Origin of the sequence: Mesorhizobium sp. M5C.F.Ca.ET.164.01.1.1 (genome assembly GCF_004792125.1) — a bacterium.
In the GTDB taxonomy this organism is placed as follows: domain Bacteria; phylum Pseudomonadota; class Alphaproteobacteria; order Rhizobiales; family Rhizobiaceae; genus Mesorhizobium; species Mesorhizobium wenxiniae.
Map to the genome: position 1 here is coordinate 1 of NZ_SRTG01000013.1, position 16,255 is coordinate 16,255.

Annotated in this window: 13 protein-coding genes and 5 pseudogenes; 10 read left to right on the top strand and 8 right to left on the bottom strand. The window is 59.6% G+C overall.

Features of this window, described 5'->3' with window-relative positions; genetic code table 11:
- Window positions 1-125: 125 nt before the first annotated feature.
- The 8 genes and pseudogenes from EN807_RS30585 to EN807_RS30620 form a co-directional block, all read left to right on the top strand.
- Window positions 126-838, top strand: a pseudogene (locus EN807_RS30585) (sigma 54-interacting transcriptional regulator); the annotation flags it as partial.
- 504 nt (window positions 839-1,342) lie between these two features.
- Window positions 1,343-2,821, top strand: a complete 1,479-nt coding sequence (gene nifB / locus EN807_RS30590) for a nitrogenase cofactor biosynthesis protein NifB (RefSeq protein ID WP_128176697.1) — start codon at window positions 1,343-1,345, stop codon at window positions 2,819-2,821.
- A 32-nt stretch (window positions 2,822-2,853) separates the two neighbouring features.
- Window positions 2,854-3,048: a 4Fe-4S dicluster domain-containing protein gene (locus EN807_RS30595; protein WP_127207976.1), complete on the top strand. Its 195-nt coding sequence runs from the start codon at window positions 2,854-2,856 to the stop codon at window positions 3,046-3,048.
- Between the two features lie 84 nt (window positions 3,049-3,132).
- On the top strand, window positions 3,133-3,453 hold the full coding sequence (locus EN807_RS30600; RefSeq protein ID WP_127207975.1) for a nitrogen fixation protein NifZ: 321 nt from the start codon (window positions 3,133-3,135) through the stop codon (window positions 3,451-3,453).
- Window positions 3,450-3,662, top strand: a complete 213-nt coding sequence (gene nifT, locus EN807_RS30605) for a putative nitrogen fixation protein NifT (RefSeq protein WP_123150881.1) — start codon at window positions 3,450-3,452, stop codon at window positions 3,660-3,662. The genes EN807_RS30600 and nifT overlap by 4 nt, the downstream gene beginning before the upstream one ends.
- A 37-nt stretch (window positions 3,663-3,699) precedes the next feature.
- Window positions 3,700-4,584, top strand: a complete 885-nt coding sequence (locus EN807_RS30610; protein ID WP_127207974.1) for an SIR2 family protein — start codon at window positions 3,700-3,702, stop codon at window positions 4,582-4,584.
- Between the two features lie 113 nt (window positions 4,585-4,697).
- Window positions 4,698-6,539, top strand: a complete 1,842-nt coding sequence (locus tag EN807_RS30615) for an ABC transporter ATP-binding protein (RefSeq protein WP_189522626.1) — start codon at window positions 4,698-4,700, stop codon at window positions 6,537-6,539.
- Window positions 6,539-8,443 carry an ABC transporter ATP-binding protein gene (locus EN807_RS30620; RefSeq protein WP_128248125.1) on the top strand — a complete coding sequence of 635 codons (1,905 nt, stop codon included), beginning with the start codon at window positions 6,539-6,541 and terminating at the stop codon, window positions 8,441-8,443. Before EN807_RS30615 ends, EN807_RS30620 begins: the two co-directional genes overlap by 1 nt.
- Window positions 8,444-8,685: 242 nt before the next feature.
- Here the strand turns inward: EN807_RS30620 and EN807_RS30625 are convergent, their stop codons facing one another.
- From EN807_RS30625 to EN807_RS36975, 6 genes and pseudogenes are all read right to left on the bottom strand, one after another.
- Window positions 8,686-9,981 (bottom strand): hypothetical protein, encoded by a 1,296-nt coding sequence (locus tag EN807_RS30625; RefSeq protein ID WP_135937787.1) that lies wholly within the window; start codon window positions 9,979-9,981, stop codon window positions 8,686-8,688.
- 392 nt (window positions 9,982-10,373) lie between these two features.
- Window positions 10,374-10,985, bottom strand: coding sequence for an RES family NAD+ phosphorylase (locus tag EN807_RS30630; protein ID WP_348640280.1), 612 nt, complete (start codon window positions 10,983-10,985; stop codon window positions 10,374-10,376).
- Window positions 10,982-11,665, bottom strand: a complete 684-nt coding sequence (locus tag EN807_RS30635) for an XRE family transcriptional regulator (protein ID WP_135937788.1) — start codon at window positions 11,663-11,665, stop codon at window positions 10,982-10,984. Before EN807_RS30635 ends, EN807_RS30630 begins: the two co-directional genes overlap by 4 nt.
- Window positions 11,666-11,768: 103 nt before the next feature.
- Window positions 11,769-12,197, bottom strand: coding sequence for a helix-turn-helix domain-containing protein (locus EN807_RS36965; protein ID WP_246684460.1), 429 nt, complete (start codon window positions 12,195-12,197; stop codon window positions 11,769-11,771).
- Between the two features lie 37 nt (window positions 12,198-12,234).
- Window positions 12,235-12,279 (bottom strand): annotated as a pseudogene (locus EN807_RS36970) (hypothetical protein); the annotation flags it as partial.
- A 205-nt stretch (window positions 12,280-12,484) separates the two neighbouring features.
- The gene (locus EN807_RS36975; protein WP_246684461.1) at window positions 12,485-12,817 is read right to left on the bottom strand and encodes a hypothetical protein; all 333 of its coding nucleotides are present in this window, start codon (window positions 12,815-12,817) and stop codon (window positions 12,485-12,487) included.
- 120 nt (window positions 12,818-12,937) lie between these two features.
- On the opposite strand from EN807_RS36975, the pseudogene EN807_RS36980 reads away from it, so the two are divergent.
- Window positions 12,938-13,177 (top strand): annotated as a pseudogene (locus tag EN807_RS36980) (transposase); the annotation flags it as partial.
- Window positions 13,178-13,257: 80 nt separating this feature from the next.
- A pseudogene (locus tag EN807_RS30655) lies at window positions 13,258-13,817 on the top strand (IS6 family transposase); the annotation flags it as partial.
- A 150-nt stretch (window positions 13,818-13,967) separates the two neighbouring features.
- Here EN807_RS30655 and EN807_RS30660 read toward each other — a convergent pair.
- Window positions 13,968-14,267 (bottom strand): annotated as a pseudogene (locus EN807_RS30660) (ATP-binding protein); the annotation flags it as partial.
- A 159-nt stretch (window positions 14,268-14,426) separates the two neighbouring features.
- A complete protein-coding gene (locus EN807_RS30665) occupies window positions 14,427-16,157 on the bottom strand; it encodes a hypothetical protein (RefSeq protein ID WP_135937790.1) in 1,731 nt (576 codons plus the stop codon).
- Window positions 16,158-16,255: the final 98 nt, after the last annotated feature.

The following is a 16,255-nucleotide window of genomic DNA, read 5'->3' on the forward strand; positions in this document are numbered from 1 at the left end:
AAACCCGCGATCGAAGATCCCCGCTCAATGCTCTTCCCATCGTCCACCTCCATCGAGGTGGATGTTGAATCAGCACAAGACGCAGCTGTCACATCACAATCGATTCATCGATCACAGGACGTGCTCTAGAGCGTGTCGGCGGCACCAAGACGCTACAGGTGGATGTCCGCCCATATGCGCCACCAACAGGGACCTTGAGACGGCTGCTGTAAACGGGAATTTCAGGGCCGACCTTTATTTTCGCATCAATGTGATGCCAATCATCCTGCCTCCGCTTCGAGAGCGACCCGGGGATATTCCGCGCCTTGCGAACGCGTTCCTAGACCGATTTAACAAGGACAACCATCGCGAACTCGCCTTCGCGCCGTCGGCGCTGGAGCTGATCTCGCAATGCTATTTCCCCGGCAACGTCCGCGAGTTGGAGAACTGTGTGCAAAGGACGGCGACGCTAGCGCGTTCAAGGACAATCGCTCCGTCGGATTTTGCCTGCTACAATAACCAATGCCTGTCTTGGCTCCTCTGGAAAAGAGCTGATCGTTCGCACGGCGGCAATACCGGCGACGAGCGGGCTCGAAGCAACATTACGCCCGTTGGATCGCGGATGCCGGCCGGGCGCTTCCGCGACCCACAGGACAGCGTATTGCCTCATACGGCCGACGCTCCAAACGATCCCGCTTTTCCTGCAATAGGCCCGCGCCTGACGGAACGCGACCGGCTGCTCGAAGCGATGGAGAAGGTCGGCTGGGTTCAGGCCAAGGCCGCTCGTATCCTCGGCGTCACGCCGCGGCAGGTCGGATACGCTCTGCGCCGACACAATATCGAGGTGAAGAAATTCTAGCGTGCTCGTGACCTGAGAACAAGACTATGCGCCAGGTTCGCGAGAACCTGTCGGAGCCCGAGCCAAATCTACGCGAGCGTGCGACGATCGTCACGCCTTCATCGCGGTGACGCCACCGGGGCCCTTTCCAGCGTCTTGACAAGCGTAGGGGGGCGCACTGACTAATCCTTATCCGAACCATGCCGACGCGAGTATCGCGCGATAACTTCACCACGGGCGAGTTTGCCGTCGCCGAGACCGACATCTTCGTCGCAGACCGGTCGAGCACGTTGTGCCGAGGCGATCACGGGTGAAAGGGTCGACTTTCTCTCTCGGAATCATGTCCGCCGGAGTCGTCTTCCTCACGTTGTGTGCGTAGCCACTGTCGGAGGTCCGACAAAGTCATGTCGGGGCAACCCCACGATATCAGACGCGAAAGCCAATTCGTGATCTAGCGCCACCTTTTGAGTTTGGCATTGCGCTTGCGCTTTGAACGGCGACGTTAACCCGCAACGGAGCCGTTCAATGTCCGCACCGGTAATTTCGGTTGAGAGCCTGACCGGCAGGTTCTCCGACCAGCTGCTGGCGAGCGCGGATTCGGGTGGCTGCGCATCTTCCTCCTGCGGCTCGTCGACAAGGCCCAGCGATGTTGATCCGGCTGTCTGGGACAAAATCAAGGATCACCCGTGCTTTTCAGAAGAGGCGCATCACTATTTCGCGCGCATGCACGTCGCGGTCGCACCGGCCTGCAATGTCCAGTGCAACTACTGCAATCGCAAATATGACTGCGCCAACGAAAGCCGGCCCGGGGTAGTGTCGGAAAAGCTGACGCCCGACCAGGCGGTACGCAAGGTGATCGCGGTCGCCAACGAAGTACCGCAGCTTTCCGTGCTTGGCATCGCCGGACCGGGCGATGCCTGTTACGACTGGGAGAAGACGAAGGCAACGTTCGAACGCGTCGCCAGGCAAATCCCCGACATAAAGCTGTGCGTCTCTACCAACGGGCTCGCGCTGCCAGACCACGTCGACGAGCTTGCCGAAATGAATGTCGATCACGTGACGATCACCATCAACATGGTCGATCCGGAAGTCGGCGCAAAGATCTATCCCTGGATCTTTCACGACCATCGCCGCTACGTCGGCTCACAAGCCGCCAGGATTTTGCACGAGCGGCAGATGCTGGGATTAGAGATGCTGAGCGCGCGCGGCATCCTCACAAAAATCAATTCGGTGATGATCCCTGGCGTGAACGATCAGCACCTGATTGAGGTGAACAAGTGGGTCAAGCAACGAGGCGCGTTCCTGCACAACGTCATGCCTCTGATCTCGGACCCGGCGCACGGCACGCACTACGGACTGACCGGGCAGCGCGGCCCAAATGCAATGGAGATGAAGGCTCTTCAGGATCGTCTTGAAGGCGGCGCCAAGTTGATGCGCCACTGCCGGCAGTGCCGGGCAGATGCCGTCGGCCTGCTGGGCGAGGATCGTGGCCAGGAATTCACACTCGATCAGATTCCCAGGGAGCTCACATACGATGCCAGCAAGCGCGAAACCTATCGGGAGCTGGTCGCGGACGAGCGTCGCGATCACCTGGCGGCCAGGAGCGAAGCGATCGGAATGGTCAAGACAGCGAGCTCCGGCAAGTCCCTCCTCGTCGCGGTGGCGACTAAGGGCGGCGGCCGCGTCAACGAACACTTCGGCCATACCAAAGAATTCCAAGTGTATGAAGCCTCGCCGACAGGGATCAACTTTGTCGGGCACCGCAAGGTTGAGCAGTATTGCCTTGGCGGTTGGGGCGAGAATGCCACTCTCGACGGCGTCATCGCTGCGCTGGAAGGCATAGACTTCGTGCTTTGCGCCAAGATTGGAAATTGCCCCAAGGATCAGCTCGCGGACGCCGGTATCCGAGCGACCGACGCTTACGGTCATGACTACATTGAGACGGCAATCGGCGCCATTTACGCCGCCGAGTCTGGCGTCCCGGCACTCACGGCGACCGCCTGAGCCGTCTCATTCCACTCGAACCAGGAGTCAAAATGGCTTTCAAGATCATCGCATCCCAATGCACGCAATGTGGCGCCTGCGAATTCGAATGCCCGTCTGGTGCGATCAAGTTCAAAGGCGAGAGCTACGTGGTCGAGCCGCAGAAGTGCACCGAATGTGAGGGAGCCTTCGAGACGCAGCAATGTGCCTCGGTATGTCCGGTGCCGAAGACCTGCGTTCCTGCCTGACCCCAATCAGGCTACCGCATAGCGGCTGCCTCCGGGAGCCTGCGAACATCAACAACTGTAGCCTCAAAGAAACAAGGAACCGCCATGTGGCTCGCACGCGAACAGGAGGTCGAAATCCACAGGCCTCCCCGATTTAGGCCGGGAGAGCGGGTCCGTGCCATCCGTCACATAAAGAATGACGGCACCTATCCTGGCAGGGAGATCGGCGAAAATCTCGTGCGCAAGGGTGAAGAGGGCTATGTGCGGGACATTGGCACCTTTCTACAGCAGTTCTTCATCTATGCGGTCGAATGGATCGACCGTGGCACCGTCGTTGGCATGCGAGCGCGTGAATTGATGAGCCTCGACAAAGCCGACGCTCCCTGCAGTGCCGAAGAAAACGCGAAACAAGGAACGTCCGGATGAAAGTAATGATCCGCAGGACCGATGCCGGGTTGTCAGCGTATGTCCCCAAGAAGGATCTCGAAGAGCCGATTATCAAATTCGAGAACCAAGATCTGTGGGGCGGGGTCGTAACGCTCAGGAACGGCTGGCGGCTCCTCTTACCCGATCTTCCGCCACATACGCGTCTGCCGATCACCGTCGAGGCAAGGAAGCTTTCCGACGAGGACTAATGCTGCCCCTTATGAGAGGCATCGAGAGGAAACGAGCATGAACACGACCCCGACCTCGGGCCACCTCGTCGTCGTCCGGGACAGTTTTGCCAGAAAGCTGCTTGAGCTGGCAAGACAAGCGCTCGTCTCCGATCAGGTGATCCCTTATCTCGGTCCGGGTCTCCTCCGGCTCGGCTCTGCGGAGCCGCCTGTACCGTGTACCCCCGAAGCAGTTGCCGCGGCACTCAACACGCGCGCGCCAGCCCCCTCGAAGATCCGCACCAATATGTGGTCAGTCGCGCAGTTCATCGAACAGCGCCGGCACCGCCGCACGCTTCAAGCTTGGATGACTGATATATTCGCGGAGCCGGCCGCGCCGAACCTCCTCCACGCCTGGCTCGCAAGACTCCCCCTCTCCCTCATCATCGACAGCTGGTACGAAGGCGCCATGCGCGCGTCGCTAGCAGAGGCCGGCCGAACCGACGTCATCGAGATTCAAGGCGTCACGCGGGCGAATGAAGTCGGTAACATTTGGACCAGAACTTACGACTTGTCCGGAAGGGAACTCGACGCCGCAGCAGCGACAACGACGGTTCTCTATACCCCTCATGGCAGTATCAGGCCGGCTGCCAATTTTCTCATCGCCGATTCCGACTATGTCGAAGCCCTGACTGAAATCGATATCCAGACACCTATCCCTGATCTGGTGAAGCAACGGCGCACCAATCGGGGCTTTTTCTTCGTCGGCTGCCGCTTCAACGATCAGATGCTGCGTACTTACGCCAGGCAGATCATGAAGCGCTCAGAAGGCCCACGTTACGCGATCATGGATGGGCAAGCGCTGACCAGAAACGAAGCCCGTTTCCTTGCGGCAAGCGGAATCACGGTGGTCGACATGCCAGCGAGCGAAGCCGTGGCGCAGCTCGCCGGGTCAGCGTCTTGAGCCGATAGTGGTCAGGATCAACTTGGAGGGCGCCTTTGATGTAAGTCGACCGGCTTGCTTCCGAAGGCGCAAAATTCAGTCGGGAACACACCGTGAGCAGAGATGCTGTTGGCATGACCTCTCTCAAATCGTCCGGGCATGTGAAAGCGGCGGGGTGGGGCCGAGGCTTGAGCACTCTGCTGCGCATTACGCGCATGAATTTGAGGCACCCGTGGCAGGTCGCGCTTGCTATCAGTGCGACGATCATAGCCGTGATCCTGCAGTTGCTAATACCCCGGCTTCTCGGCAGGGCTGTCGACCAGACCCAGGCGGCAATCGGGAGTAGTGTCACTGGGACGGATGCAGCACAAGCGCTATTGACTCTGGCTCTCCTGCTTCTCGCCGCGAGTACGCTGCGCGGCATCTTCACGATGGCGCAAAACTATTTTGCCGAAGCCGTCGGGCATCACGTCGCGTATGAACTGCGGCTGGCTTGTTACGACAAGGTCCAGCGCCTCAACTTTTCCTTTCACGACCGGGTGCATTCAGGCGACCTGATTACTCTCGGCATCCTCGATCTCGACGGCGTGCGGATGTATTTTTCCACCGCCCTGGTTCGCTTGCTTCTGCTCACCATGCTGATCGGGATCGGCGCCTACATGATGATCTCAACCGACCCGGTGCTCGGTCTCATCGCGCTAAGCTTCGTGCCTTTCGTGGCCTGGAGATCGTCGGTCACGCAGCTTAAGCTACGCGTCATCTGGCTTGACCTGCAGGAGCGGCTTTCCGTCCTAGGCCGGGTGATGGAGGAAAATCTCGCGGGGATCCGCGTTGTCCGGGCGTTTTCGGCACAAGCTTATGAAATGGTAAAGTTCGACCGCGCCTCGAAAAACGCGCTCGAACTCGCCCACGAGCAGGTTGATGTCCACGTGCCCAATACGTCGGCAATGACCCTGGCCTTCTTTTTCGCCATGGGGTTGGTCCTCTGGATCGGTTGCAACAAGGTCATCGCCGGCCAGTTCAGCGTTGGGACGCTCACGATGTTCCTGGCCTTCATGACGATCCTTCAAATGCCCGTCCGCCAGATCGGTCTGATGGTCAACGGCTTCGCCCGCGCCTACACTTGCGGTTCGCGCCTCTTCGGTCTGCTCGACCAGGACATTACGATCAGGGATGCTTCCACCGCCAGACCGCTTGAGATCGGTGAAGGCACTCTGCGCTTCGACAATGTCTCGTTTGCATATCCCGGCACCGGAAACCGCGCCATTTTGAAGAATATCACCTTTAGCGCCCGTAGGGGCGAGACGATCGCGATCGTGGGTCCGCCGGGTTCGGGAAAATCGACAATGGCTCACCTGATCCCCCGCTTTTACGATGTCACTGGTGGCGCCATCATGCTTGACGGGCAGGACATCCGCGAGGTTACCCTCGCCACGCTTCGCCAGGCGGTCGCCGTCGTACAACAGGATGCATTCCTGTTCACTACCACGATCGAGAACAACATCGCCTATGGCGATCCCTGGGCGAAGGACCCGCGGATTGCGCGCGCTAGCGAATCCGCCCAGTTACACAATTACATTCTTGGCCTCCCCGCGGGCTACAAGACGGTCGTCGGCGAACGTGGCGCCTCTCTCTCTGGCGGCCAGCGCCAGCGTCTCACCATAGCTCGCACGATGATGTTGCGCCCATCAATCGTCATTTTCGACGACTCAACGGCCTCGATCGACGCCGCCACCGAGCAGCGCATCCGCGCGGCGATACGACGTTTCGCCCAGGATAGGGTGACGATCATCATCGCCCACCGGCTCAGTTCGCTCAAGCACGCCGACCGTATCCTGTTTGTCGACAATGGCGAGATCGTGGAATGCGGCACCCATCAGGAGCTTTTGGCCAAGCGGGGGCGCTATAAGGCCCTTCATGATCTTCAGTTGCGCCCGGAAGATCACATTGCGACCACGTCCAGAGGCGCGCCCTGATGGCCAAGGTGCACGCCAGCGAAATCGAAACCGAACCCAATGACAGCGGCAGGCGCCCCCCGCGCGCGGTCGTCGGCTCCCACCGCGTCGAGGAGGAGATGTTCGGCCGGGCTTTCGACAAGAAAATCATCCGGCGCATCTGGGCCTTCGTTCGTCCCTACCGAGCCATGGCAGTCGTCTCGGTTGCCGCATTGCTGGTTTTCACCGGCACGCAGCTTCTCATCCCGCTGATCATCCGCCACGCGATCGATCACGCCACAACTCCGGGAGGTGTTGATCGCTCGGCCGTTCTCGCGGCCGCCGGCGCGTTTGCGCTCACCATTCTGGTTAACTTCGGCGCCGCCTACGCGCAGGAAACCGTGGTGGGGAAAATGGCCGAGAACGTCCTCTTCGACATCCGGCGCGCCATGTTTGCCCATCTGCAGAAGGTGTCGCTCTCCTTCATGGACAAGACCGAGGTCGGACGACTGATGTCCCGCCTTCAAGGCGACGTCAACTCTATACACGAATTCCTCGAAAGCTCGATCTACTCCGTAGGCGATATCGCGCTTCTCTTCGGCATCGTTTTCGTAATGCTGTACGTCAACTTCAGCCTGGGCTTTCTCACGCTCTCGATCTTGCCGGCCCTGTTGATGATCCGCATCGTCTGGCTGCCGCGTGCCCGCGAGGCCTTCATGGCTGCACACGAGACCAACTCAGTCGTCAACGGCGCGTTGGCCGAAGCCATTCACGGCGTGCGCACCGTCCAGTCCATGGACCGCCAGCAGGTAAACTTCCTGCTGTATGACGACAAGGCACATGCCGACCTCAGGACACACCTGGTCGCTGCCAGGTATGCACAGGTCATGGTGCCGATCGTTGATGGCCTCACGGGTCTCGCGATGGCCGTCGTCATTGTGGTCGGCGGCTCCATGATCGTGAATGGCCGTGTCGATGTGGGGGTATTGGTTGCCTACATACTCTATATCCAACGCTTCTTTGACCCAATTCGCTCACTTACTCTGCAATATTCCGTCATGCAGCGCGCCATGGCCTCCGGCAAGCGCCTGACCGATGTGCTCGACGTCAGGATCGAGATCCAGGACAAACCGGATGCCAAGGTCCTTGCGCCCGAAATGGACGGCTCGGTCGAGTTCAGGAACGTCACGTTCGGCTACGATCCCAAAAATCCGGTGCTGAAAAACGTCTCCTTCGGCGTCAATCCCGGCGAGACGGTCGCCCTGGTCGGGCCGACCGGCTCTGGCAAATCGAGCGCGATGGCCCTCGTCCACCGCTTTTATGATGTTCAGCAAGGCCAAGTGCTGGTCGGCGGACATGATGTGCGCGATCTCACCCAGGAATCGCTCGGGCTCCAGATCGCCATGGTGCTGCAGGAGCCGTTTCTGTTCACCGGGACGGTCTTCGAGAACATCCGCTACCACAAGAGGGAAGCCACGCGGGACAAAGTGATCGAGGCCGCCAAGGTGGTGGGCGCCCACGACTTCATCATGAGCCTTGCCGACGGGTATGATACCCAGCTCGGCGAACGCGGCGGCAACCTTTCTCTCGGCCAGCGTCAGCTTGTCAGTTTCGCCCGCGCTCTCGTTGCCGATGCCAAGATCCTAGTTCTTGACGAGGCCACCGCCAACATCGACAGCTACACGGAAATGCTGATCCAGAAGGCTCTGACAAAACTCCTGGAAGGGCGCACTGGGCTTGTCATCGCTCACCGGCTCGCCACAATCCGCGGTGCCGATCGAATCATCGTACTTCAGAATGGCCAAATTAGTGAAACCGGTAACCACGACAAACTGATGGCTATGGGTGGGCTCTATTCCAAACTCTACAATCTGAACTACTCGTCCTTCGACGACGTTCTCGAAGAGGAAGCCGACCCGACCGTACAAGCCGCCTCTCAGACCTGATGCCTCCCCGACGTATCTGTGGTACCGTCCACCACTTTCAGGCGTACCGGCGGACGCCGCGGATGAAGCGGCACCCTTCATGGAGAAGCACCCATTTGCAGGCTTACCTAGTACTCAAAAAAAGTCGCCGGATGTATCAAGAGCTTTGATTTCATTGTCTTGGCGGGCCAAAATCAGAAGTCTTCCCGTATCGCTCCGTATGGTTCCGCGCCTAAGCAAAGGACGCTGCATAAGATGGGGCTTCATGCAGTCCCAGGATGTGGGCTTTGTGTGGTGTGATCTAGCGGTTGGTAGCGATCAGCCGCCGCTGTCCAATTCCGTTCCGGTTCGCAGGCACTCCAGATATCGAAAATGATATTTAGGATGTAGAGTGCCTTTTTCTCGCCCGTGCTGAGCGTAGCCAACAAATCGGCGTGCTCTACCGACGCAGTGTCCGCCCCATCCTCAAATGTGAAACCGACGCTGAGGATTGGTTCCTGGCCGAGTACCACCTCCCTGAAATTCTTAGGCACCAGCTTGAACGGCACGAAGAAGCGGTCGTTGAATATCTCGATCACGTCCGCCCACTGCGTCCGTTCTTTTGCAGCCTCTGCTTCAATCTCGCCGCGGCGCTTCTCCGCAGCCTGGTACCTTTCGATGACGTCCTTGTAGAGATCCAGGAACGCGAACAGGTAACTCTTCCAGACCTCTTCCTTGAACGCCGGCATGTTTGCCAAGTGGGGTAGCAGGTCCTCGTTGTCGGTCAGGTAGGTCTCAAACTGCCGGACGTTGACGTTTTTGGTGATCAGCTTTTCAACGGCGGCGAACTTCTTGCGCAGGTCTGGATCGTTGCTGATCGCCTCCTTTTCCTTTTCCACCAGCTCCTTCAGCTGCTTCTCGGTCGTGATCTCCAGCTTCGCCCCTGAGTTAAGATTGATAGAGTGCTTGGCCTTGAAAAACCCGTTGTCAGCTAAGTTTTTCGCGATTTCCGAAGCATTACAGTAAGTGAACCTCCCCTTCCTGAAATACGTCGATTTTCCGATTAGTTGATTGTACTGTTTGATGTAATTTTCGATGCTAGCCTTAAAATCTGCGTTGTCCAGCAAGGCTAAAACGTTGTCATCAAAAATGACGTCATATCTGACCGTAGTCAACGGCGCGGTCTTCTGCTTCAAGAGTTCGTCCTGAACGCGCAAAAGAGCCTTGTAGAATTGGTCCTCGCCCTGCGTGAAGGTCGAAGATATCTCGCGTCCCAAGTCTTTCTTCGAGCCTGTGTGATGTTTCAGGGCGGCGAGTAGCCGCTGCCTAGCGTCTTCAAAGCCGAGGTTGAGTTTTTCGTACTCCTCGCGAAGCTTGCTGTTCACCAGCAAAGTGGACGTCTTCTCGCTGTGACCGAACGCTTCCTCGTAAGGAAGCACGACCATGACGCTTTCCGGCGGTAACGCTGTCCCCTTTTCGTCGGTGACTACTCGCTTGTTGATGCGGTCTTTGAAGATCCGGTCGCCACTATTCTCCTCATCAGCGATGTCTTGGAACGTTTTTGCTAGTGACGACTTCATTTCACCATCGGCGCATAGATCGCAATCGCGCTCTTCTTGCTGAAATCCAGATCGGCTTTCAGCTTCTTGATCCCGTAGCAATGCTCGAGATCCAGCAACAACTTTTCCAAACGTGCCCCCCAAGTATATGACATACTATCACTGGGCAAGTTGGCATAAAACCCTCCCGGTGGGAATGCGGGTGTACATTACTTTTCGCCTCAAGCTCTGGAGCGCCCGGTCGGTCTTGAGCAACAGGTCGATCGCCTGAAGTGAGAGCGTGCGACCCGCGCTCGGGAGTGAACGATGGATCGCGACACCGTACCAATGAGGGACAGCTACTGTAAGAGGTTGCTGATCTGCAGGCCTTTGAAGGCCGAAGATCCCTCACCCCGCGAACCGACGCTGCTTCCTTACGCCAAGCCGATCCGGAAATCCTCCAGAACCTGAGCTAGCCCTGGCGCTCCGAGAAGCGCCAAAATGCGCTTCGGCTGAAGCTTTGCAATGGAATGATCGTAGATGGCGAGATTGGTCGCGCCGTTGAGGCGAGAGGGGTAAATGATGCCGTCGGGCCGAGACGAGTGCTCGTGAAACGCCACCGACCATCGGCGAGCCAAGTTCTGGCGCTGCGCCCGAACTACGTCCGTGGGAACACCCATCCTGACCGCATTGTCGCCCCTGAGATCGATCAGGCGAAGCTCCGCCGTAGTCGTGATCTCCGCATAGCGCCGTGGGGTCAGTTCCACCTCCGCTATCGGGAGGTCGTCGAATAGTCCTTCGCGCCGATCTCGGAGCACGGTCTCGAGGAAGCAAACCTTCAGAGAGTCGCCGAGGTAGAGAACGCCAAAACGGTTGGCAGCAACACGACGCCGCGGATCGCTGAAACGGCTCGCCGACTTCCCGTATCCGAGGGGATCAGGATAGGTGCTCCAGTAGATCCGACCGAATGTCCGCCCCGGCAGTATGGTCTCGAATCGAGCTTTGCGCGCCCGAAATCGGGTGGAGGTGGAACGCCGGGCCTTCAGTCGAAATCGCCCCTGGCTATGCCTTCCGCCGCGGCCAACACCGAGCCGTCATCGCCTTGCTGAAGGGCTCGGAGTGCCGTCCGCCCATCGAGCGCGCCATGGCGCGACACCAGAAACCGATAGACCGCCCAGGCATTATTGCCCAACGTCGCATGGAGCGTCGGCAAGGCCCCGAAGGGCCGGCCATGCTTGTCGAGCTGCCAGACAGGAAAGCGGAAGCCGCGCTTGGCGCCATCGATCCCGAGCACCTGCCCGCGCTGCCGCTTAGCGTTGACCGTCACCCGCGACGTGCCGAGCAGCTTGGCAAAAGCTTCGGCACTTAGCATGTCTTCGGCGGCCACAATTTCGGCAACACGCTTGCGACCGCGTTCGCACGCCTTGGCGAGCGCCGCTTCAAGCTCAGCGTCGGCCTTGCCCGTATCCTCGACGGGAAACATCTCATCTGAAGCGCTCGGCTGTTCCTCGACCGGCGTGATCGTCTGCGCGCCGGCGGCCGGATCGACCTCTACCCGGAACGATACGCGATGGCCGATCTTGCGGCTGCGTGCGATCGCCTCCTGATAGCGTTCGAGCAACACCTTTTTGAAATCGGCCTGTGCCGGCAACTTCGTGGTAAAACTCAGGGCGACTCCCGCATGGGATGCGGTCCCGCTATGATTGCTGCGTTTTGGAGCGGCCATGATGACAACCTCCTGCTGTCACCAATATGGTTACCGATCGTAAGTTCGTCAAGTTCGATAATTTCGTAGAGGCGGTGGAATTATTATCGTGACCGACTGAGGCTCACACAATTCCCCACGCCCGAAACCTTCCCCTGCCCGTCATCTCGCGCAGCCCAAGCTCACCGACCAGATTCAGCGCCCCCTGTTTTGTCACTTTTAGCCCCTTCTGAACCATCCCAGTCGAGACAAGTGGCCGCGACAGCACCAGCTCGATCAGGTCGGAAAGTTTGGAACTGACGCGCCGCTCCCGCAGCCGCCGTTCCATCTGGCTTTTCGCCATCACCAGCCGGTCATGCTCTTTCAACCCGGCGAGCGCTGCCTCGTGGATGGCATCGACAAAAGCCAACAACCGATCCGAGCGATTGCGCGCCCGCCGCCGCTCTCGTGGAATGTTCTTGGCGCCGAGCTGCAGGCTGACGAGATGGTTGGCGGTAAGACCCTCCTGCCGCAGCAGCGCGGCGACGAACAGCGGCCCCGAGCCACGTGGCATGCTGCAGCACCTCGATGTCCGACCAGGCTTCGAGCAGGACCGCGGCGCGCAGGACGACCGGCAGATCGCGGGTCTTGGCCATCACATCCCGCCATTCGGCCAGCCGTTCTTCTTCATTCCAGTCGAGATCGTAGATCAGGCCGTTTTGGTCACGTCGTGACGTTTCATGCTTTCGACCAGGCACGTCGGCGCCGCTGAGAATCTTTGACGAGCGTGCCAGGACAGCATCGATCTCGGCAAATTCTTCGGCCAGAAGATCGTCGTCAGCGTCATCCCGACCATCAGCCTCAATGGGGCTGGCCCCCTCCCCTTCCCGGCTTTTTTGTCCCGCCGCAGGCGTAGCGCCGTCCCGACCGGTCAGAGCCAAAACCGTCGCGACTGAGCGCCCAGTCCGGCTTCTGCACAAAAATGCGCCGACGGGTACGCAGCACCGCGAGCGCGCGGGTGAGTTCGTGGGTCAGGGTGCGAATGTCCATGTGGGCGTCGTGCAGGACAAGGTCCTCGAGGTGGACGAGCTCGCCTTCGAGCCAGAGCGCGCCGGCAGCGTCGGCGAAGTGCTGGCGCTCGACAAAACCGTCGCGGACGGGGGAACGAGCCAGCCGCTCGTCAAGGCGGGCCAAAACCTCGGTGGCTGTCGCTTTTACTTCCCGATTTCAAACAGGGAAAAGTCAGGTATTGTTTAGGTTAGGCGCTACGACAGCCCTCGATTTTTTCGCTAACGATTTCACTGACTGCTCGATTTGCCACACCGATTGCACAACCGCAAAGCCGCACCCGGCACGTCGCATTCCGACGAAGCATGGTCGGCGGCACGTCGACTCGCTCGCGAGCTCGACAGGATTCTCGACGGTTCGGGGCCAAGACGCGCGGCAATCAACCGGGCCGCGGCCGAGCTGCGCCTCTCGACCCGCCAAGTCTACAATCTGCTGGCGCGCTACCGCAACGATCGGACCGTGACGTCGCTGCTGCCGCAGTTGGATGGCAGCCGCCAGGTTGTGTTGCAAAGTTTTGGTAACTGGTCGCGTGGGAGAACCCTGCATCAATTTTCGCGAGGTTCGAGATGTTCAAAGGCCGTCAGTTCGACCAGTCCGTCATCTTGTTATGATGCGCTGGTATCTGGCCTACGATCTGAGCCTGCGCGACTTGAAAGAAATGATGGCCTAACGCGGCATCGGCGTCGATCGTTCGACGATCCATCGCTGGGTCATTCATTTCGCGCCGCGGTTGCTGGAGCGCTTCAACCGCCGCAAGCGTGCCGTCACCGGCAAATGGCATGTCGACGAAACCTACATCAAGGTTCGCTGTGAGTGGATGTATCTCTACCGCGCCATCGACAGCGTCGGCGACACGGTCGAATTCTGGTTCAGCGAGCATCGCGACCTGCTGGCGGCCAAGCGCTTCTTCAGGAAAGCCCTGGAGCGCCATGGCCGGCCCGATCGCATCGTCATCGACGGCAGCCAGACCAATCACGAAGCCATCACTTCCTGCGACGCGGCAAATCGATTGCAGGATCGTTCCCGGCGCTGGCTGAAACCGATCACGGTCAGGAAAAGTCGATACTTGAACCACAGGATCGAGCAGGACCACCGGCGCATCAAGCGCCGTGTGCGGCCGATGCTTGTCAATGACCGTGGAATCGGGACCCCGCATTTTCGCGCAAAAGGGACCCCGGTTTTGGGGCGGTGAAGGGCACGCCGATGAGCGCCCGATCAGGCGGAGCTGGTCGGGGTTGCACAGCCTGATCGGGCGCGGCTGATTGGCTTTTCGGCTTTAGCTTTGAGAGCGGCTCTTGAAGCGCCAGGAGTCGTTTCCGGTCTCGACGATCTCGCAATGATGCGTAAGGCGATCGAGCAGCGCGGTGGTCATCTTGGCATCACCGAAGACGCTCGGCCATTCGCCGAAGGCGAGATTGGTGGTGATGATGACGCTGGTGCGCTCGTAGAGCTTGGAGACGAGATGGAAGAGCAACTGCCCGCCGGCCTGGGCGAAGGGAAGATAGCCGAGTTCATCGAACACGACGAAGTCGAGCCGAGTGAGATGGTCGGCGATACGTCCCTGTCGGCCGGCACGGGTCTCGCCTTACCTCGCACGTCAAAATCCCTCATGAGTTCCCTCACTTGGTTTGTGACAGGCGAAAGCCGGATCTGCCGAATGGTATTCGTCCGAGATCACCCAGCAAATGACGGGCCACTTGTTGATAGGATCCGTTTGGCGCTGACGCGCATTGCCTCACTTTGATTGTTCCCGAGTGGGCAGCATCGCTGCCAGGACGCGAGCCCAATACTCCGGGTCGGCAAGACTGTTCGCAAAAGCAGTCAGGCGCGGTGTTAGCTCGGCCGCAAGCGGCGACACGCCTCCCGTGAGGGCTCGATAGGCCCGGACGCGATCTGCACGGTGATGGATTCCCTCGGCAACTGAGAGGAGACGCTCCTGGAGCTCGGAGGCAAGCCGTCCCAGATCCGCCCCGAGGGCCTGCAGAGCCGCAGCGCGTTCGGTCTGGTCGAGCCGCTCGACGAGCGCGACGAGACGCTCCTGGACCTCAACCGCAAGCCTAGCCATGCCGGTTCCGAGGCCCTCCAAAGCCGAGGCGCGGTCTGCAGCCGATGCCAGCCGTTCGGCAATGGCCACAAGACGCTTCTGGAGGTTCGGCTCAAGCCCTGCCACGCCCGCTCCGAAATCCCTCAGGACCGAAGCGCGATTTTGCTCTCCGAGGCGCTCCGCGAGGCGGACAACTTCCTGCTGAAGGGCGGGCGCAAGCGACGCCACGCCCGCTCCGAAACCCCTGAGGACCGAAGCGCGATCTTGTTCTCCGAGGCCCTCCGCGAGGCGGACAAGTTCCTGCTGAAGGGCGGGCGCAAGCGACGCCACTTCCTGTGCGAATGCCGCAAGTCCCCAAACGCGCTGCTCGGCTTCGTTGATGCTGTTGGCGAGGACGAACAGGCGCTGCTGCAGGTCGGGGCGAAGTCCTGCTAGTGTGATGCCCCGCAGGGCGTAGACGCGATCCTCAGCTTCATGAAGTCGCTCGGCGAGGGCAACGAGACGCTCCTGAAACTCGGGCGAGAGCCGTCCCACGCCGAGTCCGAGGCCCCATACGCCCAAAGAGCGATCGTACCCGTCGAGTCCCTCGGCGACCGTGACGAGACGCTCCTGTAGCTCAGCTGCAACTGCTGGTGCGCCACCTCCGAGGGCCTGCAAGGCCAAGCCGCGATGCTCGGGGTCTTGTAACCCCTCGACCAGCGCGACTAGGCGCTCCTGGAGCTCGGGCATTAATCCTGCCAAGTTCGCTCCGATGCCGTCCAGTACCGAGTTCCGTTCCGGGCCAAGCTGCCCCTCGATGAACGCGACGAGACGCCCCTGCTGCGCCCTGGTGAGGCAATCGAAATTCGGCGCGAGTGACTCGGTCACGCCGGGATACATCAGCGCGGCAAAGGGATTATCGACGTCATATCTGATCAATCCGTTCCAGATGGCCTGAACCCGCCTAGCCGTCCGGCGCCTTATTTCAGCGAGCGGAGTTTGCTGGACGGCAGTTTGCAGCTCACGGCTCGACGACGCCAAGCTCAGCACATCCACTGGCCTGAGCCTGTCGGCAATGTTACTGAGCGCGTTCTGTGGGAGAGAAAGGAGACTGCTGGTGTGCTGCCTGCGACGAGAGGAGGAAGCGCCGCTCGCCGCTTGCGGCTCAAAGTGCGTCTGCTCCACCACAGAAGTGGATGATTGGCCCGGTCCTTCAACTTCAAGAACCGGCTCGGCTGGAGAATCGTTTGTGATGTCAGCTTCCAAGGCGATAGGCATGGGCGCCTTACCTCGCACGTCAAAATCCCTCATGATTTCTCTCACCTTTGGTTTGTGACCGGCGCAAGCCGGATGTGCCGGATGGTCTTCATCCGAGATCACCCAGCAAATAACGGGCCACTTGAACGATCTCTTGAATGGACCGCGTTTGGCGCTGACGCGCATTGCCTCACATTGATTATTGCCGAGTGGGCAACAGCGCTGCCAGGGGCCGAGCCCGATCCTCCGGCTCGGCAAAACCGTTCGCAATGACATTCAGACGC